Source organism: Peribacillus sp. FSL H8-0477, from assembly GCF_038002765.1.
Taxonomy (GTDB): domain Bacteria; phylum Bacillota; class Bacilli; order Bacillales; family DSM-1321; genus Peribacillus.
Genome location: NZ_JBBODE010000001.1, coordinates 2,282,661 through 2,305,545, shown reverse-complemented (window position 1 = coordinate 2,305,545; position 22,885 = coordinate 2,282,661). Strand labels below are relative to the sequence as shown.

At 38.1% G+C, this 22,885-nt stretch carries 20 protein-coding genes and 4 tRNA genes; 20 read left to right on the top strand and 4 right to left on the bottom strand.

Features of this window, described 5'->3' with window-relative positions:
- Positions 1 to 42: 42 nt before the first annotated feature.
- From ssb to rlmH, 20 genes are all read left to right on the top strand, one after another.
- Entirely contained in the window at positions 43 to 585 is a 543-nt protein-coding gene (gene ssb / locus MHI18_RS11525) for a single-stranded DNA-binding protein (protein WP_340847478.1), read from the top strand.
- A gap of 45 nt (positions 586 to 630) precedes the next feature.
- The gene (gene rpsR, locus MHI18_RS11520) at positions 631 to 870 is read left to right on the top strand and encodes a 30S ribosomal protein S18 (RefSeq protein WP_040374706.1); all 240 of its coding nucleotides are present in this window, start codon (positions 631 to 633) and stop codon (positions 868 to 870) included.
- A gap of 303 nt (positions 871 to 1,173) precedes the next feature.
- A complete protein-coding gene (locus tag MHI18_RS11515) occupies positions 1,174 to 2,118 on the top strand; it encodes a YybS family protein (protein ID WP_340847477.1) in 945 nt (314 codons plus the stop codon).
- 38 nt (positions 2,119 to 2,156) lie between these two features.
- Positions 2,157 to 4,124, top strand: a complete 1,968-nt coding sequence (locus MHI18_RS11510; RefSeq protein ID WP_340847476.1) for a DHH family phosphoesterase — start codon at positions 2,157 to 2,159, stop codon at positions 4,122 to 4,124.
- The gene (gene rplI, locus MHI18_RS11505) at positions 4,124 to 4,573 is read left to right on the top strand and encodes a 50S ribosomal protein L9 (RefSeq protein ID WP_340847475.1); all 450 of its coding nucleotides are present in this window, start codon (positions 4,124 to 4,126) and stop codon (positions 4,571 to 4,573) included. The genes MHI18_RS11510 and rplI overlap by 1 nt, the downstream gene beginning before the upstream one ends.
- A gap of 132 nt (positions 4,574 to 4,705) precedes the next feature.
- Positions 4,706 to 6,070 carry a replicative DNA helicase gene (dnaB, locus tag MHI18_RS11500; protein WP_340847474.1) on the top strand — a complete coding sequence of 455 codons (1,365 nt, stop codon included), beginning with the start codon at positions 4,706 to 4,708 and terminating at the stop codon, positions 6,068 to 6,070.
- 219 nt (positions 6,071 to 6,289) lie between these two features.
- Positions 6,290 to 7,582, top strand: coding sequence for an adenylosuccinate synthase (locus MHI18_RS11495; RefSeq protein ID WP_340847473.1), 1,293 nt, complete (start codon positions 6,290 to 6,292; stop codon positions 7,580 to 7,582).
- Between the two features lie 302 nt (positions 7,583 to 7,884).
- Positions 7,885 to 7,960 (top strand) — tRNA-Lys (locus MHI18_RS11490).
- 16 nt (positions 7,961 to 7,976) lie between these two features.
- Positions 7,977 to 8,048: transfer RNA gene (locus MHI18_RS11485), tRNA-Glu, on the top strand.
- 8 nt (positions 8,049 to 8,056) lie between these two features.
- Positions 8,057 to 8,133, top strand: a tRNA-Asp gene (locus MHI18_RS11480).
- A gap of 70 nt (positions 8,134 to 8,203) precedes the next feature.
- Positions 8,204 to 8,276, top strand: a tRNA-Phe gene (locus MHI18_RS11475).
- A 396-nt stretch (positions 8,277 to 8,672) separates the two neighbouring features.
- Positions 8,673 to 10,091 (top strand): M23 family metallopeptidase, encoded by a 1,419-nt coding sequence (locus tag MHI18_RS11470; protein WP_340847472.1) that lies wholly within the window; start codon positions 8,673 to 8,675, stop codon positions 10,089 to 10,091.
- A gap of 263 nt (positions 10,092 to 10,354) precedes the next feature.
- Positions 10,355 to 11,062 carry a response regulator YycF gene (yycF, locus tag MHI18_RS11465; protein WP_040374701.1) on the top strand — a complete coding sequence of 236 codons (708 nt, stop codon included), beginning with the start codon at positions 10,355 to 10,357 and terminating at the stop codon, positions 11,060 to 11,062.
- Positions 11,063 to 11,067: 5 nt separating this feature from the next.
- Positions 11,068 to 12,900 carry a cell wall metabolism sensor histidine kinase WalK gene (walK, locus tag MHI18_RS11460; protein ID WP_340847471.1) on the top strand — a complete coding sequence of 611 codons (1,833 nt, stop codon included), beginning with the start codon at positions 11,068 to 11,070 and terminating at the stop codon, positions 12,898 to 12,900.
- On the top strand, positions 12,897 to 14,213 hold the full coding sequence (locus MHI18_RS11455) for a YycH family regulatory protein (protein WP_340847470.1): 1,317 nt from the start codon (positions 12,897 to 12,899) through the stop codon (positions 14,211 to 14,213). The genes walK and MHI18_RS11455 overlap by 4 nt, the downstream gene beginning before the upstream one ends.
- Positions 14,214 to 14,215: 2 nt before the next feature.
- Positions 14,216 to 15,013, top strand: a complete 798-nt coding sequence (locus tag MHI18_RS11450; protein ID WP_340847469.1) for a two-component system regulatory protein YycI — start codon at positions 14,216 to 14,218, stop codon at positions 15,011 to 15,013.
- A 5-nt stretch (positions 15,014 to 15,018) separates the two neighbouring features.
- Positions 15,019 to 15,813: an MBL fold metallo-hydrolase gene (locus MHI18_RS11445; protein WP_340847468.1), complete on the top strand. Its 795-nt coding sequence runs from the start codon at positions 15,019 to 15,021 to the stop codon at positions 15,811 to 15,813.
- 165 nt (positions 15,814 to 15,978) lie between these two features.
- On the top strand, positions 15,979 to 17,181 hold the full coding sequence (locus MHI18_RS11440) for a S1C family serine protease (protein ID WP_340847467.1): 1,203 nt from the start codon (positions 15,979 to 15,981) through the stop codon (positions 17,179 to 17,181).
- 193 nt (positions 17,182 to 17,374) lie between these two features.
- Entirely contained in the window at positions 17,375 to 17,530 is a 156-nt protein-coding gene (locus tag MHI18_RS11435; RefSeq protein WP_081704873.1) for a CxxH/CxxC protein, read from the top strand.
- A 104-nt stretch (positions 17,531 to 17,634) separates the two neighbouring features.
- Complete coding sequence (rlmH, locus tag MHI18_RS11430; protein WP_040374695.1) at positions 17,635 to 18,114, top strand: 23S rRNA (pseudouridine(1915)-N(3))-methyltransferase RlmH; 480 nt, start codon at positions 17,635 to 17,637, stop codon at positions 18,112 to 18,114.
- 75 nt (positions 18,115 to 18,189) lie between these two features.
- Here rlmH and MHI18_RS11425 read toward each other — a convergent pair whose 3' ends face one another.
- The 4 genes from MHI18_RS11425 to MHI18_RS11410 all read right to left on the bottom strand — a co-directional run bounded on the left by MHI18_RS11425 (position 18,190) and on the right by MHI18_RS11410 (position 22,882).
- A complete protein-coding gene (locus tag MHI18_RS11425; RefSeq protein WP_340847466.1) occupies positions 18,190 to 18,504 on the bottom strand; it encodes a DUF2628 domain-containing protein in 315 nt (104 codons plus the stop codon).
- A 483-nt stretch (positions 18,505 to 18,987) separates the two neighbouring features.
- Positions 18,988 to 20,649 (bottom strand): FAD-dependent oxidoreductase, encoded by a 1,662-nt coding sequence (locus MHI18_RS11420; protein ID WP_340847465.1) that lies wholly within the window; start codon positions 20,647 to 20,649, stop codon positions 18,988 to 18,990.
- A 181-nt stretch (positions 20,650 to 20,830) separates the two neighbouring features.
- A complete protein-coding gene (locus tag MHI18_RS11415; protein ID WP_340847463.1) occupies positions 20,831 to 21,745 on the bottom strand; it encodes a Gfo/Idh/MocA family protein in 915 nt (304 codons plus the stop codon).
- 150 nt (positions 21,746 to 21,895) lie between these two features.
- Positions 21,896 to 22,882, bottom strand: a complete 987-nt coding sequence (locus MHI18_RS11410; protein WP_340847462.1) for a transglutaminase domain-containing protein — start codon at positions 22,880 to 22,882, stop codon at positions 21,896 to 21,898.
- Between the last annotated feature and the right edge of the window lie 3 nt (positions 22,883 to 22,885).

The window sequence follows — 22,885 nt, the reverse complement described above, 5'->3', positions numbered from 1 at the left end:
AAACATTTCTAACCATTTTGGAAAACTTAGGGGTGGATTCTTATGATGAATCGCGTAGTTTTAGTAGGTCGCTTAACTAAAGATCCTGAATTACGATATACACCTAATGGAGTACCTGTGGCAACCTTCACTTTGGCGGTTAATCGTACTTATACGAACCAGCAGGGTGAACGAGAAGCAGATTTCATCAATTGTGTAATTTGGCGTAAACCGGCAGAAAACGTCGCTAATTTCCTTAAAAAAGGAAGCTTAGCTGGTGTGGACGGCCGTATCCAAACACGTAATTTTGAAGGTCAAGATGGTAAACGGGTGTATATTACTGAAGTACAAGCTGAAAGTGTTCAATTCTTAGAGCCAAAGGGTAGTACCGGAGGCAATAAGACGGAAAGTAGTTCTTATGGTAATCAAAAGAGCAATAACAGCGGCGGCAACAGCAGCAGCTATGATAATCCATTTGGACAAGGCCAAGGTCAAAATACTAACCAGAATCAACGCAGCAATAACAACTACACTCGTGTAGATGACGATCCATTTGCTAATGATGGCAAAACGATTGATATTTCTGATGATGATCTGCCATTTTGATATTGAACAAACAAGGCATTTTTAAATAAGGGAGGGAAATATATTATGGCAATGGGTGGACGTAAAGGACGCGGTAAGCGTAAAAAGGTTTGTTACTTTACATCAAACGGAATTACTCACATCGACTACAAAGATGTGGATCTTCTTAAAAAATTCGTTTCAGAACGCGGTAAAATTTTACCACGTCGTGTAACGGGTACTAGCGCTAAATATCAACGTAAATTGACGATTGCTATTAAACGCTCACGTACAATGGCATTACTACCATATGTTACTGGTGAATAAGTCATTTAACTAAAGTCCTGTTTGCTCTTTAGGAGCCTTACAGGGCTTTTTTTATTACATACCTTTTAAACTCCATCTTATTTTTACTAGTAAACAATATGCTGCCCTATTATGGACAGCCTTCTAGCTTTTATAGTCCTCCATCCAATACATACAATAAACAAGCTGAATAAGGGAAATAATGAAGATAAGTTCCCTATAAGAAGTGAATAATTGAAATGAAGCCGTTTTACAGGATAAAATAGAAGAAACAGTAATCAATGTAATGACAGATTGGTTGAATAGTGGAGAGGTTGTGGAAAGTTGAACAGTGGAAGAAAGATTACCGAAGGCGGAGTGCTGCTTGCACTTTATAGTGTACTGTTATTAATGACGATCTACCTTCCTATTATTGGAAGTATTTTGTTTTTCTTTTTACCGATTCCATTTATTTTAATGGCATTAAAGCATAGTACAGCCTGGACATTCGGCTTTCTTTTTATAGCGGGCGTACTAACCTTGATATTTGGTACAATGTTTGCCATCCCCTTGACGCTCCTTATGGGTTTAACAGGGATAACAATAGGTTATTGTTTAAAAAGAGAACAGCCTTTTATTATGCTTTTTGTGAACACGGTATTAGTCGTACTAGGTATGATTTTAGCGGTTTTGGGAGGCACTAGTTGGATTTTTAAGATTAATCCTATTGATGAATTCTTCACCATCGTTGATACCTCTATGGTCAAATCTACCGAAATACTAGAACGTTTTGGGCAGACAATCCCAAAAGAAAGAATAGAAGATGTAAACAATATGTTTGAGATGATGAATACGCTGCTGCCAACGCTCTTGGTTCTAGTCTCAGCAATATTAGTAATTTTGTTTTTCCTTGTCTCACAGCCAATTATAAAGCGTTTCAGCACCATGAAAATTCAATGGCCTTCATTTAGAGAACTACAACTGCCTAAAAGTCTTTTATGGTATTATTTACTTACTATGGTTCTGACGTTGGTTGTGAACCCAGAAAAAACTAGCTTTATGTATCTGGCGCTCGTCAATTTAATGTTTATTTTGCAGATACTTATCCTGATTCAAGGTTATTCTTTTGTCTTCTATTTTGCTCACGTGAAAAAGTGGTCGAAGATTATTCCTTACTTGGTACTTGCTGGTTCACTTGTTTTACCAATCGTACAGTCTATAGTGAGGATATTAGGTATAATAGATTTAGGTTTTTCTTTTCGTCAAAGCATTGCGAAAAAGAAAGAGTAAAGAGACTTCATTTATAGGTGCTTTTAGGAGCTGAAATTATGCCATCTTATTTTAAAAAAAATGCGGTGATTTTCCCGCTTTACGGGCTTTTAAGTGTCGCAGTCCTGCTAGTAGGCATGCTCGCTTATTATAATTGGTGGACTGCGCTTTTAGGTTTGCTTGTTCTGTCTATTATGTTTTTTTTCGCCCTGCGAACGGAGATACGTAATCATCGTGAGACAGAGGAGTATATTTCTACTCTATCGTACCGTCTAAAAAAGGTCGGCGAAGAAGCACTGCTGGAAATGCCGATTGGGATTATGCTTATTAACGATGATATGTATATTGAATGGACGAATCCATTCTTAGCTTCTTGTTTTGATGAAGATTCACTCGCTGGACGATCTTTATACGATGTAGCTGAAACGATTGTTCCGTTAATTAAGCAGGATATTGAAACCGAGACGGTTACACTGCATGATCGTAAATTTAAGGTAATTCATAAAGTGGAAGAAAAGCTGCTGTACTTTTTTGATGTCACGGAGCAAGTTGAAATTGAGAAACAATATGAAAATGAACGTACAGCAATCGCGATTATTTTCCTCGATAATTATGATGAATTAACGCAAGGAATGGATGATCAGCGAAAAAGTTCTCTTAACAGCATGGTTACTTCTTTGCTTGATCATTGGGCAAAAGATAATGGTGCATTCTTAAAACGGACATCTTCAGACCGATATATTGCTGTATTCAATGAAGCAATTCTGCATCAGTTTGAAAAAGGGAAGTTTTCAATCCTTGATGAAATCAGGGAAACAACAGCAAAACAAGATGTACCGCTTACCTTGAGCATTGGGGTCGGATCAGGTGTATCTATGCTCCCTGAACTAGGAACGCTTGCTCAATCCAGTTTAGATCTGGCTCTTGGCCGCGGTGGTGATCAAGTGGCCATTAAACAAGCAAATGGTAAAGTTAAATTCTTTGGTGGAAAAACCAACCCCATGGAAAAACGGACTCGAGTCCGTGCCCGTGTCATCTCTCATGCACTTAAAGATATCGTGGTAGACAGTGATAAAGTAATTGTGATGGGTCATAAATTCCCTGACATGGATGCCATCGGATCTGCTATTGGAATCTTGAAAGTAGCTCAGATGAATCAGCGTGAAGGGTACATAGTCGTGAACGTTAATGAAATTGATAATAGTGTACGCAGGCTTATGGATGAAATTAAAAATAAACCTGATTTATACGAGCGCTTTATTACTCCTGATGCGGCCGCTGAGATGATTACTGATGATACCCTATTAGTCGTGGTGGATACGCATAAACCATCTATGCTCATTGAAGAACGACTCTTAAACCGAATCGATAAAGTGGTGGTAATTGACCACCATCGTCGAGGAGAAGAGTTTATTAATAATTCCCTGCTTGTGTATATGGAGCCATATGCATCATCAACAGCAGAATTAGTAACAGAACTACTTGAATATCAGCCTAAACGAGGCAAATTAGACATGCTTGAAGCGACAGCCTTATTAGCAGGGATTATTGTCGATACAAAGAGCTTCTCGCTTAGAACGGGATCAAGAACCTTTGATGCGGCTTCCTATTTACGAGCCAGAGGAGCAGATACCGTACTTGTTCAAAAGTTTTTGAAGGAAGATGTCGAAACCTATATCAAACGCTCCAGATTAATTGAATCAGTGTCCTTTTATAAACAAGGGATTGCGATCGCTGTTGCTCAACCAAATGATATCCATGACCAAGTGCTGATTGCTCAGACAGCAGATACGCTCCTGACTATGGATCGTGTGAGTGCATCCTTTGTAGTTGCCTTGCGCTCAGAAGAGGTTGTTGGGATCAGTGCACGTTCACTAGGAGATATTAATGTTCAAATTATTATGGAGATGCTAGACGGCGGCGGTCATTTAACCAATGCGGCAACACAGCAGACTGGTACTGTTCAGGAAGTAGAGTTAAAATTAAAAGCAGCAATAGATGAATATTTAGAAGGAGGACAAACATAATGAAAGTGATCTTTCTGAAAGACGTAAAAGGTAAAGGTAAAAAAGGTGACGTTAAAAACGTAGCTGACGGATATGCGCATAACTTCCTGCTTAAGCAAGGATTGGCAGTCGAGGCTAGTAATACAAATGTGAAAACATTAGAAGCACAAAAAAATAAAGAAAATAATTTAGCAGCTGAAGAATTAGAGCAAGCCAAGGAATTAAAAGAGACATTAGAAAAGATTACAGTTGAGTTAGAGGCAAAAGCGGGAGAAGGCGGCCGTCTTTTTGGTTCAATTACAACGAAGCAAATTGCAGCAGAACTTCAAAAAAAACACGGAATTAAACTCGATAAACGAAAAATGGAATTAAATGACGGAATTCGTTCTCTTGGTCACACAAAGGTTGCTGTTAAGCTTCACCCAGAGGTTTCAGCGACATTGACTGTTCATGTTAAAGAAATTAGCTAATTTTAGTGCTTTCATATTTATGAAAAATTGTTAAAATAGAAGTAGATAAAAAATGTGATCGGGCATTAGGTCCTTTCACATTTTTTCTTTGAGAGAGCTAAGAGAACCCCTCTAGAATAGGAGGTCAAATAGATGAATGAGGTTTTTCAAGACCGAATACCACCGCAGAATATCGATGCTGAGCAAGCAGTTTTAGGTGCGATATTTTTAGAACCTGCTTCCATGACTGTTACGTCAGAGGTATTAATCCCTGAGGACTTTTACCGCAGCTCTCACCAAAAGATTTATACGGTAATGCTTAAGCTGAATGATCATGGTAAAGCAGTGGATTTAATTACTGTAAGTGAAGAACTTGGAGCTTCTAAGAATTTAGAAGAAATTGGCGGCGTATCCTACTTGAGCGAACTTGCAGGCTCCGTACCTACGGCTGCCAATGTCGAATATTATGTACGAATTGTTGAGGAGAAATCGCTGCTAAGACGTTTGATTCGTACGGCTACTAATATTGCGCAAGAAGGATACAGTCGTGAAGATGAAGTCGAAGAACTACTAGGTGAAGCGGAAAAAAATATTATGGAGGTTGCACAACGAAAGAACGCTGGTGCATTCCAAAATATTAAGGATGTACTCGTTCGAACCTACGATAATATTGAAGTTTTGACCAACCGCAAAGGCGATGTGACCGGAATTCCAACAGGATTTACGGAGCTAGATAGAATGACAGCTGGCTTCCAGCGTAATGACTTAATTATTGTCGGTGCCCGTCCATCAGTAGGGAAAACGGCTTTTGCCCTTAATATCGCTCAGAACGTGGCTACAAAGACCGAAGAAAACGTAGCTATCTTTAGTCTTGAGATGGGTGCGGAACAGCTTGTCATGCGTATGCTGTGCGCTGAAGGCAATATTAACGCACAGAACCTTCGGACTGGTGCATTAACCGATGAAGACTGGCGTAAGCTTACCATGGCAATGGGAAGTCTTTCTAATGCCGGAATCTATATTGACGATACACCAGGGATCCGAATTGGAGAAATTCGATCGAAATGCCGTCGTCTAAAACAAGAACAAGGTCTCGGGATGATTTTAATTGATTATCTTCAATTAATTCAAGGGAATGGCCATTCTGGCGAGAACCGTCAACAGGAAGTTTCAGAAATATCACGATCTCTTAAATCACTGGCTAGAGAATTACAAGTGCCAGTTATCGCTCTTTCTCAGCTTTCTCGTGGAGTAGAGCAGCGTCAAGATAAACGTCCTATGATGTCTGATATCCGTGAATCAGGAAGTATTGAGCAGGATGCTGATATTGTTGCTTTTCTATATCGTGATGATTATTACGATAAAGAATCTGAGAACAAAGATATCATTGAAATTATTATAGCTAAGCAGCGTAACGGCCCCGTTGGTACAGTTTCACTTGCTTTTGTTAAAGAATATAATAAATTCGTAAATCTTGAACGGCGGTTCGATGATTCCTCGATGCCTCCCGGCGCATGAGTTCTGCACTCTTTCAACTACGAAAGAGTGTATTTTTTTACTGTTTTTATCGTATATCTAGTAGAAATAGAGATAATTCACGAACAAAAAAATATAAAAATGTGTAGATTGTTCGTCTATTTGGTTGACTGACCCCTTCGTTTATTGGTAAAATAGGTTTGTTTGATAAGAACCCGGTTTGTAAACTGGGAGTACGTAAACCTGTGGAGGTGCTTTGAAATGTCATCAGTTGTAGTAGTTGGAACACAGTGGGGCGACGAAGGTAAAGGTAAAATTACAGACTTTTTATCAGAAAATGCGGAAGCAATCGCACGTTATCAAGGCGGAAACAACGCTGGACATACAATTAAATTTAATGGTGAAACCTATAAACTTCATTTAATTCCCTCTGGAATTTTCTATAGCGATAAAGTATGTGTAATTGGAAATGGTATGGTGGTGGATCCGAAGGCGCTAGTTAAAGAACTTGCTTATTTACATGAGCGCGGCGTTTCAACAGATAACCTTCGAATTTCAAATCGTGCTCACGTTATTCTTCCTTACCATATTAGATTGGATGAAGTAGAAGAAGAAAGTAAGGGAGCAAATAAAATCGGTACGACTAAAAAGGGAATCGGACCTGCTTATATGGATAAAGCAGCTCGTACAGGGATTCGGATGGCCGATTTATTAGATCGTGAAATCTTCGAACAAAAACTAGCTCATAACCTTAAGGAAAAAAATCTTCTGCTTGAACGTATATATGAAACAGATGGCTTTGAGCTGGAAGATATTCTTGATGAATACTTCGACTACGGCCAACAGGTACAAAAATATGTATGTGATACATCTGTTGTTTTAAATGATTTAATTGACGATGGAAAACGTGTCCTTTTTGAGGGTGCACAGGGTGTGATGCTGGATATCGATCAAGGTACGTATCCTTTCGTTACGTCTTCTAATCCAGTAGCTGGCGGCGTTGCCATCGGTTCAGGTGTAGGACCAACAAAAATTAATCATGTGGTTGGTGTCTGTAAGGCCTATACATCTCGAGTAGGAGATGGTCCTTTCCCTACAGAGTTAGAAAATGAAATTGGTCATCAAATCCGTGAGGTCGGACGTGAATATGGTACAACTACAGGCAGACCGCGCCGTGTAGGCTGGTTTGATTCGGTTGTTGTCCGCCACGCCCGCCGTGTTAGTGGAATAACAGATCTTTCTTTAAATTCAATCGATGTCCTTTCAGGAATCGAAACTGTAAAAATTTGCGTTGCGTATAAATATAATGGTGAAGTAATTAAAGAAATTCCAGCAAACCTTAATATTCTTGCTAAGTGTGAACCAGTATATGAAGAACTTCCTGGCTGGAAAGAAGATATTACCGGTTGTCGTTCACTAGATGAACTGCCTGAAAACGCGCGTCACTACGTAGAGCGTGTGTCTCAGTTAACTCAAATACCACTAGCGACGTTCTCTGTCGGTCCAGACCGTACACAGACGAATATTGTTAGAAACCCTTGGCGTATTGTCTAAATAAACAGCTCGGGATATTCATTCTGTTATCGTTTGAATATCCCGTTTTTTATATGACGGTTACTAGATCATTTCGTAATGATAACCGCTTTTATTAAGCTAACATTTATGAATCAAACTAAGATTTGATCTATACTGTGACAACGTATTAGACCGAGAAAATGACAAAGAAAAAACACCGTTTAAAATAATAATGAAATTTATTTTAAAATACTATTGCTAAAAAGTCGTAATCTATGATAATATAAAAAGCGTCGTCACAAAAGAAAGTAAAACAGAGCATTCGCTGCTGTTAATTGTACGAGCCATTAGCTCAGTTGGTAGAGCATCTGACTTTTAATCAGAGGGTCGTAGGTTCGAATCCTACATGGCTCACCATTTTTCTTCTTGTCATGGCCCCTTGGTCAAGCGGTTAAGACACCGCCCTTTCACGGCGGTAACACGGGTTCGAATCCCGTAGGGGTCACTTTGTTTGGTCCGGTAGTTCAGTTGGTTAGAATGCCTGCCTGTCACGCAGGAGGTCGCGGGTTCGAGTCCCGTCCGGACCGCCATTTTTATTTTAAATGTTCAACCTATTTCATTGAACCATGCAGGTTCTTACCGAAATGAAATAAAAATAATGGCCCGGTAGCTCAGTCGGTAGAGCAAAGGACTGAAAATCCTTGTGTCGGCGGTTCGATTCCGTCCCGCGCCATCTCATAAACGCCTTAGGGCGTTTTTTTTGTGTTTATAATTACTTCTCTTCTTACCCCCTCTCTGTAATCTTCTTGTCATATACCTAATTCATCCATACTTTATTTTTCCAATATCCTTGCCAGTCCTTGCTGGTAGACGAACATTTCGGAGGCAGGTAACAGGTAAATACATGTAATAAATGATCTACGTGTTTTGTAATAAGATGTCAGTATCTATACATTTTTATTACAAATTAGTATCTCTATCAGAAAGGTTTCGACAATATGATAGAGTAATGAAGGGAAAAAATGTTGAATGAATCTAGTCATTTATACCTACTTTTCGAAAGACTTTAGGTTATAAAATATCTTCTTGTCATTTAATGGCTGTTTCTTCAAGGAGGAATAAGGAAAAAATGTTCAAGTTATATAATAAAAATACACTTTTAAAAGGATTACTTGTCGTATGTACAGCGGTTTTACTGTTTCCATTACATTCTTCGGCTAAAGAAAGTGAAACAACAGAAATGAAGATGGTACAGCATGTATATATTAATGATGATTTCGTTGGAAGTTTGACTGATGAAAAAGATTTGCAGTCCAGTTTGGAAGAAAAAGTAGAAAATACAAAAGCTGCATATCCAGATGCCGTCATTAATGCGGATAGCCAGGTAACGCTCATACCTGAACATATGTTTAAGGAACCTGACCGGGATAGCCTGGTTATTGATAAAGTTATTCACGATCTCAAAGTCAAAGCGGATGCCTACGAAATTACGATTGATGATGAAGTGGTTGCTTATGTCTCTTCAAAGGCAGATGCCGAGGAAGTAATAAAAAGCATTTTTCTTCAGTATGTGACGGAAAAGGAACTTGAACAATATGAAGCAGGGAAACAAGGGAAAGTAAACGACACACCGGAAAACCGTGTGACAGAGATTCTATTATCAAAATCTCTAGAAAGTAAAGCTGCTCATGTAGATCCAGCTAAATTGATTGATGTTAAAGAAGCAGTCAAATTGATTAATGAAGGTACGCATGTCAATGCGGTTTATGAAACAAAGGATCAAGAAACGCTGGCAGATATTGAAGACATTACTGACATTGAAATGACAAGACTGTTAGAATTAAATCCGGATATTAATGAAGAGACAAAATTAAAAGCAGGCACAGAACTGCAAATTGAAGTCCCTGTAGCTTATTTAGATATCCGAGTTGAAAGAGAAGTTATAAAGAATAAAGATATAGATTTCAAGACTAAAATTATTAAAGATGAACGACTTTATAAAGGTGAAAAGAAAACAGAGGTAAAAGGAAAAACCGGGAAACAGGTTATTACGTATAAAACAATAGAAATGAATGGACAGTCTATTGAAAAAACGATTACAGATGACCGTGTGGAATCAGAACCGGTTACACAAGTAGAGATAGAAGGAACGAAGGAAGTACCTTCAAGAGGGACTGGAACCTTCGCATGGCCTGCTGACGGAGGTTATATATCCAGTAAGCAAGGACAACGATGGGGCAAACTGCATAAAGGGATTGATATTGCCCGTCCGACTACCAAAAAAATTACAGCTGCGGATAATGGCGTGGTAGAATTTGCTGGCGTAGCCTCTGGGTATGGAAATATGGTTATCATTGATCATAAAAATGGTTATAAAACAACTTATGCCCATTTAGATTCGTTAGCTGTTCAATCTGGACAAGTAGTACCTAAAGGAACGAAAATAGGGATGATGGGGTCAACGGGTCATTCCACAGGTGTGCATCTTCATTTTGAAATTTATAAAAATGGAGCACTTGCTAATCCGCTGAATTATATTAAACAATAAGTACTAGATCGAAAGCCTCCGAACCATAGATTCGGAGGCTTTCGACATGTATTATAGAGACTGTATTACCCACTGGAAATAGGTAATAGATGATTTAAAGCCTAGTAAGTGATAAAGTATAATAGAGAATATATGTATGCTTAGGGTACCCGTGTACGGTGTTAATAATAGAAGGAAATTAGACTAAATCATTAAGCTATTTTACTAACGAAGTAGAAAGCTATTTAGATAACAGCTACCATTTGACAAAGGAGAAACAAGATATGGAGAAAAAGATTTTAGTAGTAGATGATGAGAAGCCGATTGCAGACATTCTGCAATTTAATTTGAAAAAAGAGGGCTATGATGTATATTGCGCTTATGATGGCAATGAAGCACTTAAAATGGTAGAGGAATTACAGCCAGATTTGATACTTCTCGATATCATGCTTCCACAGCGTGACGGTATGGAAGTTTGTCGTGAAGTCAGAAAAAAATATGAAACACCTATTATTATGCTGACAGCTAAGGATTCAGAGATAGATAAAGTGCTAGGTCTTGAGCTAGGAGCAGATGACTATGTTACAAAACCATTTAGTACGAGAGAAATCATCGCTCGTGTAAAGGCGAATCTTCGTCGTCATCAAATAGTAGCTGCGCCAAACCCAGAAGAAGAATCAAAAGAAATCTCTATTGGGCCTTTAACGATACACCCAGATGCGTACGTTGTATCTAAACGCGGCGATACAATTGAGCTAACACATAGGGAATTTGAATTGCTGCATTACTTAGCTAAACATATTGGACAAGTTATGACACGAGAACATCTTTTGCAAACGGTTTGGGGCTATGATTATTTTGGGGATGTTCGTACGGTCGACGTAACAGTGAGACGTTTACGTGAAAAAATCGAAGATAATCCAAGTCACCCAGGCTGGATTGTCACAAGAAGAGGGGTAGGTTATTACCTGCGTAACCCTGAACAGGAGTAATAACCATGAAAAAGCTAGGCTTATTTCGTTCTATTCACGTGAAGTTTGTCTTAATCTACGTGCTGCTTATTTTTGTAGCCATGCAGATTATCGGTGTATATTTTGTTGCTGAATTGGAAGGTAAATTAAAGGAAAACTTTCAGAAATCAGTTACCAGTCATATTAATCTTCTGACCTACAGCATAGGTGAAGAAATGACAAAGGAAAGAACCGAAAGTGACCCTGTGCTTGAAGAAGCAATTAATGGAATTCTTCTAGATAAGAATAATGGCAATAACGATATAACTGAGGTTCGTGTCGTCGAAAGAAGATCAAAGAGAGTGATTGGAACATCGAATGCGAGTAATCAAGCACTCGTCGGAAAGAAGACCACTGATTTTCTTGTCAAACGGACACTTGTAGTCGGCCGAGAGCATAGTGAAATTCAGCGTGACAAAGATAATGGCCGGCGCATGTGGGTGCTTACAACGCCTATCACTGATAGAACGACGGTGATTGGCGCGGTCTATTTAATTGCTGATATGGAAAATGTATTTGAAGAAATGAATGAAATTAATACTATATTTATTACCGGAACAGCCATTGCGCTTGTTATTACGGCAATATTAGGGGTATTTCTCAGTCAAACCATTACCCGTCCTATGACCGATATGCGAAAACAGGCAATAGCTATGTCTAGAGGGAACTTTTCTCGTAAAGTTAAGGTGTATGGTGATGATGAAATTGGTCAGCTTGCAGTCACCTTTAATACGCTGACTAAAAAGCTCCAAGATTCCCAGTCGAGTACAGAAGGAGAACGCAGGAAGCTGTCTTCCGTATTATCGTTTATGACGGATGGAGTTATTTCAACGGATCGCCGAGGACGAGTGAACTTGATTAATGACCCTGCAGCACGTTTATTAGATGTTTCACGTGAAACAGTATTAGGTCAACCTATTATTGAACTGCTAGGGTTAGAAGAAGAATATACCTTCGAGGATTTACTTGAAGAAAGAGAATCAGTCATTCTTGATTATAGTAAACAGAATAAACCCTATGTACTGCGTGCTAATTTCTCCGTTATTCAAAAAGAAACTGGCTTTGTTAATGGCTTGATTACCGTGCTGCATGATATTACCGAACAGGAAAAGATCGAGGAAGATCGCCGTGAGTTCGTGGCAAATGTTTCTCATGAGCTGCGTACACCGTTAACGACGATGCGCAGTTATCTAGAAGCTCTTGCTGAAGGGGCATGGCAGGATGAAGAAATAGCTCCGGCATTTCTAGGTGTCACGCAAAATGAAACAGAACGAATGATCCGCCTTGTGAATGACCTGCTTCAACTTTCAAAGATGGACAGCAAGGATTATCAATTCTCAAAGAACTGGGTTAACTTTAGCACCTTCTTTACAAACATCATTGATCGGCTGGAAATGTCGAAAAAAGAAGATATTCTCTTTAAAAGAGATGTACCGAGAACGGCGTTTTATGTCGAAATCGATGAAGATAAGATCACTCAAGTACTCTACAATATTATTTCTAATGCAATGAAGTACTCCCCGGAGGGCGGACAAATTACCTTTAGAATCCGTGAAGCAGAAGAACAGATTGTGATTAGTATTAGTGATGAAGGAGTGGGAATTCCTAAAAACACTCTTGATAAGATCTTTGAACGGTTTTACCGTGTTGATAAAGCGAGATCAAGGAATGTCGGAGGCACTGGATTAGGACTTGCTATTGCTAAAGAAATGGTCGTCGCTCATGGCGGGAAAATTTGGGCTGAAAGTGTGGAAGGCAAAGGAACGACTGTATTCTTTACCCTACCGTACGAACAGGAACAAGAGGATGAGTGGTCATGAATTTTGAACATGTAAAAAGCATTACTCTGACGATTTTAATTATCACAAGTGCAGTGTTGACATGGAATATTTGGACGACCCAGCCTGAATATGAAGACATCGATCCCAATGGGTTTATCCCGGTTAAAACGGAAGAAAAAGAAATTAACGATATTCTTAAGTTAAAAGGGATCCTTTTTCATTCAGGAGGCAGTCATTTTCAAATGACTGATAGTGTCGAGATGGATAAATTCCAAGCTAATTTATCTAAATGGACGTTAAATGGTTACAAAGATGTTTCTTCTGAAAAAGCCGGGTCAGCTGAAGAATTCAGTGACTTTCTGCATAGTGAGGCTAATACAGAAATTCTGTTAACAGATGAAGTACCATTTAAAACTTTTAGTATGCTTCTCAATAGTGATGAAAAGGATTTACCGAGATTTTCGTTTGACCGAATTGTATTTCAAGCGAAAGAGTCAAACCAAAGAGACTCATCGATTTATTTTGTTTCGACGAAAAGCAAGGAAGTTATAGAAAGTAAATTAAATGGAGCAGACATGGAAGGGTTTTATCAAACCTACTATAAAAAGGCTCAAACTTTACCGGAATACGAATCGTACAAGGTTAGTAAAGAACGTACATTGTTTATTCTAAAAGAAAAACCGAAGTTAGAGAAGCTCATCTATAGTATTAAATACGTGAATTTGAGTAACCTCAAAAAAGCTCTGTTTGATAACCCCTCAGAGGTCCGAACTGAAAAAGTGGAGGATGGAGAGGAGTTTTCAGATGACGGCAGCTTGATGACTGTCCGAAGTAATTCCTTAATTTCTTATGTTGATACCACGGAAAAAGGGAATAACATTAACAGTTTTGCATCAAGTGAAATCATTCAGCAAAGCATAAATCATGTTAATAATCATGCAGGATGGGAAGACAACAAGTATCAGTTTGCAGGTCTTAACGAAAATAACCAGAGTATCTTTTTCCAGCTGTTTATTGAGGGGATTCCAGTATTTAATGAATTAGGAATGTCTCAAATTGAACAGGTTTGGGGCAATGCCAATATTTATCGCTATAAACGTCCTGCTTTCGCTCTTGATTTTCCTTTACAATCTGATGGTGCTGAGGTTGAACTCCCAACTGGGAGGGAAGCGATAAAGGCGTTGGAAATGAAAGAAGGTTTTCAACTGAGCAAGCTTCAAGACTTAGTCGTTGGCTACCATTTATCGAAACCATCATCAGATGATAAATTCGTGACACTTGAGCCCGCATGGTATTACCGTTCTGGCGATACTTGGGCCATCGTTTCGTTTGCTGAACCAGGAGGCGAGTAGGGATGGACTGGAACAAAACGCAAACGCTTTTTATTATCGTTTTTTTAATCCTAGATATTTTTCTTCTTTATCAATATATTGAAAAAAAAGCAAGCTTCAATACGCCCTTTTTAAGCAAGGCTTCAGACGTAGAGTTATTAAAACTGGAAGGCATTACGTATGATAACCTGCCGAAACATAAACTGAGCGAGAATTATCTTATCGCGAAAAGCAAGGATTTTACCAAAGAAGCCGATAAGCTAAAGGAACTTAAGGATCAGAAAACAAACATTATTAATAAGAATAAGTTGACGGGTAAATTTGATAAAAAGATTAAGTTCTCTAGCAAAAACATGGCAATAGAGCTTGAAACATTTTTAAAGGAAAATATCCTTTATGGCAAAGATTACCGCTTTTGGTCCTATGATAAAGAAGCTAGAACGATTGTTTTTTACCAATATGTCGAGAATAAAATGTTTTATAACAACAGTAAGGGAAAAGTGACCATTTTCATTGACGATAAAAACAATATGATTTCGTATGAACAAACGTATCTTGTTGAAATAGAAAAGTATCAAAAAGAAAGAGAACTCCAGCAGGCTGAATCAGCCATTATATCTCTTTATTTGAATGGAGATATAGCAGGGAAAAGCGATATTAAAGCAGAACTAGGGTATTATAATTCTTTACAAGCTGCTACCGTATCTCAACTATTGGTTCCAACCTGGAGAATTATCGTAAATGGTGAACTTGATCTATTTGTTAATGCATTCGATGGTGAAGTGATTGAGTTAAATACCGAAGAAAAAATACTGGAGTGAGTGGAATGACAATGCATTTTAGTGTTCTCGCAAGCGGGAGTACAGGAAATGCCTTTTTCGTAGAGACAGAGGATCAATCCTTCCTAGTAGATGCCGGATTGAGTGGTAAAGCATTAGAGGGCCTTTTTAACGATATTGGACGTGATATGTCCAAGCTCTCAGGCATTCTTGTTACCCATGAGCACAGTGATCATATTAAGGGTTTGGGTGTAGTAGCGAGAAAACATAAGCTACCTATTTACGCGAATGCAAAAACGTGGAATGCAATGGAACGAAATATCGGACAGATTCCGATTGAACAAAAGTTTCATTTTGAAATGGAACAAGTTAAAACGTTTGGCAGCCTGGATATTGAATCATTTGGTGTCTCCCATGATGCAGCTGAACCAATGTTTTATACCTTCCATCATGATGATAAAAAGGTCGTTTTAATAACGGATACTGGTTACGTAAGTGATCGAGTAAAAGGGATTATCTCAAATGCTGAAGCATATATTTTTGAAAGCAATCATGATGTTTCTATGCTAAGAATGGGACGCTATCCATGGAATATTAAGCGACGTATTTTAAGTGATGTAGGACATGTATCAAATGAAGATGCAGCTCTTGCAATGAGTGAGGTTGCAGGCGATCGAACAAAACGTATTTATCTGGCACATCTAAGTCTAGATAATAACATGAAAGATCTGGCTAGGATGTCTGTGGAGCAAACATTGAAAACACAAGGGATTATTGTGGGTGAACAGTTTTCAATTTATGATACAGATCCCAAAAAAGCAACAGAACTAGTAAGTGTGTAAGGAATTGCAGGGGACTGAAGGGATATACCCTTCAGTCCTTTTTTGTGGAAAATTTCAGAGTGTTTTTTATTAAGCTATTTCTTGTATCGAGAGTATAATAATGGGTATAACATAGAATGAATAGTTAGATTAGGTACATGAACCAAAAGAAAGGATGAGTAAACCTTGGGATACTTTGATGAACAGGAGAGCAATCGAAAAACACGAAAAAGCGGAAGTAAAATCGGTTATTTTTTGGCGGCATTGGCGGGCGTGTTAATTGGTGCGCTGCTCGTTTTAACCGTCGTAAACAATAATGATACTGGAACAGAAACTGATAATGCTGGTCAATCAAAAAACGATGAAAAATCGGATGAACGTGTACAAGATATTTCAATTGATGTTACATCGGCCGTCATTGACGCTGGAGATAAGGCTAGCGATGCTGTTGTAGGCATTACAAATATTCAGCAAACGAACTTCTGGGGACAGCAAGGTGAAGCTGCAGAGGCTGGGTCTGGATCCGGTGTGGTATATAAAAAAGAAGGAGACAAGGCCTATATTGTTACGAACAATCACGTAATTGAAGGTGCTAACGAACTTGAAGTTACTCTTGCTGATGGAACGAAGCTGCCAGCCAAATTGATGGGAAGCGATCCTTGGACAGATCTTGCAGTTGTTGAAGTAGCAGGATCAAAAGTTCAAACAATCGCAGAGTTCGGAAAATCTACAGCACTGAAACCTGGTGAACCAGTAATCGCCATTGGAAATCCACTGGGGCTTCAATTCTCTGGTTCAATTACACAGGGAATTATATCAGGATTGGAACGAACAATTGAAGTAGATATTAATGAAGATGGACAGGTTGACTGGAATGCAGAAGTTATTCAGACAGATGCAGCAATCAATCCAGGGAACAGCGGTGGAGCACTTGTGAATATGAAGGGGCAGGTAATCGGCATTAATTCAATGAAAATTGCAGAAAGCGCAGTTGAAGGCATAGGGCTTTCTATCCCGATTGACTCAGTTGTACCAATTATTAATGACATTGAAAAATATGGGGAAGTTAAACGTGCCTTTATGGGAGTAAGTTTGGCTTCTGTAGAAGAAATATCACAGTATCACCAGAAAAACACACTCAAATTGCCCCAGGATATGAGGTCAGGTGTAGCCATTACAAGTGTACAGCCGAATTCACCAGCAGCCAAAGCTGGATTAAAGGAATTCGATGTAATTGTCAAGATGGATAAGGAAGAGATTAAAGACGTAGTCGGTTTAAGAAAATATTTATACAACGATAAGCAAATAGGCGACAGTATTACGATTACCTATTATCGTGCCGGTAAAAAAGAGACAGCAGCAGTAAAGCTTACTGAAGAACAATTATAAAATCAAAGGCAGGAAGAAGTTATTCCTGCCTTTTTCTATACTTGCGCTTTTTGAGTAATTTGGTACGATGACAGATGAGAAAAAATTATCAGTCATCCACAAAATGAATGTATGCTTGAACCCGATTTGTGGATAAATAAAGAAAGAATGATTTATTGTGGATGAGGGATAAGAAAATAAGGAGGGAAAGCCAATGATTTATTGCTGCCAAGAACATGTGGAACTAGCGTTAGACATAGTGGTAGATGAACATGAAACCTATCCAGTTTTAAATAAAGTAACAGATGAAAAGTTATCAACAAACTGTGAATATTGTCCTAATCAAGCTGTATATATGGTAGGGAACTAATATTCGCATACAACATGTGGATAGTTTTTGTGGATATGTGGATAACTACTGTGGATAATCTGTTTGTAACTTGTTCGTAAACCGTTTGTAAAGTAGGGGAATCAATGAATATTACCATTATTACCGTTGGAAAATTGAAAGAAAAGTACTTAAAACAAGGAATCGAAGAGTATCTTAAGCGACTTTCTGCTTACGCAAAAATCGATATGATTGAACTGGCTGATGAAAAAGCGCCAGAAACACTCAGCGACATAGAAATGGAACAAATTAAAGAAAAAGAAGGACAGCGTATTCTCTCAAAAATCCACCCAGATGCCCACGTTATTGCTTTAGCTATCGAAGGCAAATTAAAGTCCTCGGAGGAACTTGCCGAAACAATTGATAAACTAGCCACTTATGGTACAAGCAAAATTTGCTTCATCATAGGTGGTTCACTTGGTCTTAGCAAAGAGGTCATGAAACGGGCAGATGAAGCGCTGTCGTTTTCCAGAATGACCTTCCCGCATCAGTTAATGAGATTGATTCTTGTGGAACAGGTGTATCGTGCGTACCGGATCAATCGGGGAGAACCGTATCATAAGTAAGGTGAGAAATTTAATGGAGACAAAGCTAAAAGACCCTTACTCATAAAGAGTAAGGGTCTTTAGTTATCAAACTGATTAAGCTGTTGGTGCTAATATCTGGCTTTGTTCCAACTGAGATTGAGCGTGTTCATTGGCAGGAATATAACCTTTTTCAATTAGCTCTTTTATGTATATTTTATTGTAGACAAAGGAGAAGACTACACCACTTACCCAAGCACCTATTCCTAATGTAAATGAGCCTAGAACTAATTCAACAATTAACATGATTATAGCCCACTTTAAATCGCCGCGGAATAATGCGGGGAAAAACCCGAAAAAGAAAGTAGTCCAACTGAAACCAATCTTAACTTCCTTTGTTAATCCAGCTGTACTTTTTAATTTTACTTTCAAAACAAACACACCTTTATAGTTTTATTTAGAGACGAGATGAAGAATGAATTAAGAAATAATAACATGATATAAGTCCTATGATAATAGTATTGAAAATACATTCACCATTTCTCTTTCCCAATTGTACTATATTATTGTAAAAAATCTATGTTTTTAACAAACATTGTTTATTTATAGGTATTTTAGGTTTTTTTTTGGCATTATGTATTAAGATTCAATAGAAAGATTTGCTGTAAATGATGCTATTTTTAAATAATATATAGATTGCTAATTATACTAAAATAAAGTTAAATGGAGGATATATTTATATAAAAATGGATATTTTGCACTATTATTACAGTGATTATAAGTGAAAAGGGGTCAAAAAGTAGATAGTCAGTAATATATGTACACACATCTTTAATGAGATGTGTGTTTTTTATTTCTCAAATCCTTCATAAAAAAAGCACTTGAACTTGTCCATTCAAATGCTTGTTATTACGCTTATACCTTATCTTTACAGTGTATAGAAGCTATGAAACCAAAGGTCATGCCGGGTCCTAGCGTTGCCCCAGGTCCGGGATATGAATGGCCCATAATTGATGCTGAACAATTTCCACAAGCATATACATTATTAAATATAGTTCCGTCTTCTTTTACGACTCTCGCGAATTCGTCCGTAACTACACCGCCTTTTGTTCCAATATCGCCTGGATAAACTTTCATGGCATAATAGGGGGCCTCATTGATTTCGAGTAAATTCGGATTCGGTAAAGTAGGATCACCGTAATATTTGTCATGTGTATTTTCTCCTCGATGGAAGTCTAAATCTTCCCCATTTCGAGCAAATTCATTGAATCTGTCCATTGTTTTTACTAGATTTCCCTTTGGAATCGTTAATTTCTTTTCTAATTCTTCGACTGTGTTGCCTTTCAGAACAACACCATGCTCATAGTATTCTTTAGGAAAATCCTGACCTGGAAATAAACCAGTAAATAGATATCTTTTCTTAGCTCTTGCATCTAAAATAATCCAAGATGTAATGGCTTTACCGCCTGTTTTTTCATTATGTTCATACATTTTATCAATGAACTCATGGTATGGAGTCGGCTCATTAATATATCTGTTTCCGTCTTGGTCCACAATGATCATATTCGGAAGACCTCTATCAGCAACTAAAAAGAAGGGCATTCCTAAATGATTAATGACAGTAGGTGCACCCCAAACTCTGTCCATCAATCCAAACTGAGCATGTAGTTTTGCGAACGGTTCAATAATATCTCCAGTTTGACCTTTTGGCGAACTTGTCCACTCGACGTTTTGTGGACTTGGAAGAAATTTATCTCGCTTTTCTTGATCTCTTGAGAATCCGCCTGAACCAAATATAAGACCTTTATTGATTTTAATGGTTACTTGCTTACCATTTTTATTTACGGTTAGACCCGTTACTTGATCGTTTTCATAAATAAAATCAATAAAGGGTGATTCAAGCCAAATTTCACCGCTTAAATCCTTGTACGTTAAAGCCAACCTGGCGATTAAAGCTCTTCCTAAAGAGGCGTAATCTTTTTTAAATACTTTGTGCTTAATTAATCGCCACCCCAGTGTGACAGAAGCTCTTTTTCCAGCCCAGGTTCTAGTAATCATATTTACTTTAACGAAATCTTGTCCTGTCATAACGAAACCCTTTGTATCCATCGAAGGAGGAAGAAGCATACTCTTCCAATCTTGTAATGTATTTAAATCAATTACTTTAGGCTCAATTGACCGGCCTTGCCCTTTGCCGCCTGGATGCGTTGGGTAATAGTCAGAGTAATTTTTCGCATAGGAAAATCTCATGTGCGGTCCTATGTTGTGCATATAATCCAACATTTCAATTCCCTTTTTTAAATAGGTCTCTTTAATGTTATCACCTATTAAATCACCAACTGTAGAATCTAAATATAATTTAGATTCCTCATAACTATCAGCAGCACCAGCTTCAACTAAGTATTTGTTATTCGGAATCCAAACACCGCCGCCTGATAAAGCAGAAGCACCGCCAAAGTGTTTTTCTTTTTCAATTAATAGCGTTCGTAACCCTTCTTTTTTTGCTGTGATTGCGGCCGAAAAACCTGCTGCACCAGAACCGACAACAACAACGTCATACTCATAATCCCAAGCCATTGGCAAGTCCCCCTTTAGACAAATTTAATATATTAGTAAAGAATATTCAGTTAACTAAATTTTACAGTATTTAACATGAATTATACAATGTTTAAGGGGATTTAATTAGTTTTAGGAGGTAAATGTAGTAGTTACATAACAAAAAGGCACAGATTTTTTTCTGCACCTTTTTGTTGAAGGGTTATTTTCCAGACTCTGCTTCAATATAGGTAACAATCCGTTCACAGATCTCATGCGTTAGGAGAGAGTCTTCTATAGAGGGATCTGGAGTCTTATTATGCTCCACACATTCAATAAAATGATCGACCAACTGGTAGAAGCCGCGTTTGTACAAAGTCGGCTCCCAATCTCCAAACTTTGAAATACTCATTTCTTTATCATGAAAATGGGTGGTTTCGACTAGACTACTTACGACATATTTGTCATGCCCTGCATTATATTCGATTATTTCTTCCGTAACACCTCCGTTGCGGTTCATTATTCCTAAAGCGGTACACCCATCTCCAATAAGCTGTATGACTAAGTGATCGAGCTTGTCACCTGTTTTTAAGTATTCTACTTTTACATCCAAAACGGTGGTATTCATTAAATATCTGAGGGTATCCACCACATGGATAAAGTCCTCTACCACAAAGCGTCTTATAATATCTGGAGACGCAAATCGATTTTTTTGCATGATAATCAAGCTTGGTTTGCCGCTGTTTCTCAGTTCGCTGACCCTTGGAATAAATCGCCGATTAAAGCCAACCATGGCGATTTTTCCGCTTTCTTTTGAGAGATTAACGATTTTTTGTGTTTCATTTATATTCATGGAGATAGGCTTGTCTATGTATACATGTATTCCATTCTTAAGTAACTGTTCTGCAGTTTCAAAATGTGCTTCTGTAGCCGTACTCACAAAAGCTGCCGTAATGTTCTTTTGTAGAAGTTGTTCTACCGTTTGAACACTTTCTTTAATCTTATACTTTCTTGCTAATTCGTCTAATGTGGCTGCATTTCTTGTACACAGTACTAGTTCAATTCCTTCTTTTTGAGAAAGGACAGGCAGATAGGCTTTCTTAGCAATATCACCTAATCCAATAATAGCTATTCTCATGTCATCACCTCATTCGTATGTTTGAAGGCCGTATCAGCTAAGTTTACTATGAATCATGTTGCCATGATAAGTAACGACCCTCGAAAAAAAATAAGACGGCTGCCAACGGAGCCGCCTGAGTGTTTCATTATTCTTCCTTGAATTATTATTCTAATAAGAGATTCCGGTACGTTTATGGGTTTTTTTGAATTCTTTCATATTTGGATCAAAATACGTATCGGTATATTTTTTTACAAAAACATTATTTTGAATATATCCTGCCCCCCATGTTGGATCCATAGTCAGCCATTTACCATCAATTTTCGCTTCAACCCAGGCATGTTTCTGGGGTGCGTAGCCTTCGACGAACCTCGCTTCAATATGATTGGCTCTCAGGAGTGCAATAGCAAGATAAGCATAGTCTTGGCAAACGCCATCCTTTAGTTGAAGCGTTTTTAGCGCACTGTCATCCCAATTGAAGTCATTTGTCTTAAATTTTTCTACATCGTACGCAATGTTTTTAGCAACATAATCATAGATTGCTTTTGATTTTTCACGTTCAGATTTTTTTCCTTTTACAATTGATTCAGCTAGCTTAATAATTTTCGCATCATTTGATTGGACACCTCGCGAGGGAAGGAGGTCACGCTGATCACTCGCTTCTGTAGAGTCTACCTCAAATTGCGCTACACTAAAATAGCGGAAGTAATTCGTCTTTTTCTCTGTTATTTCAGGCACACTTACCGTCACTTCATACGTGCCTGGTCCGAATCGTAAATAAAAAGAGTCGTCATAAGAAAAATCCTCAACGGGAATCACATCTAATGCGTGGTCATCACCTTTTACTGTAGATATATACAGATGATCCGTTTTTGCTGCTAATTCTGCACTGGAATCAAATGAACCTTTTATTTGAAAGGTTTGATCGGTTTCACTTCCGCCAAATTTAGGTTCATCTAGGTTAAATCCTCTTTCAATCATTGTTTTAGAATAATACTCTATCGGTTTCATTACAGTACTTGATTGATTATCAATTAAAAGGGTTGTGACCGGCAGGTAGTAATTATCACGAATATCGTCTGGAAGTAATACCTCTAGTTTATGCAGTCCCTTTCCATAAAACAAAGGAATATCGTAATCAATTCGTCCATCCTTCACTGC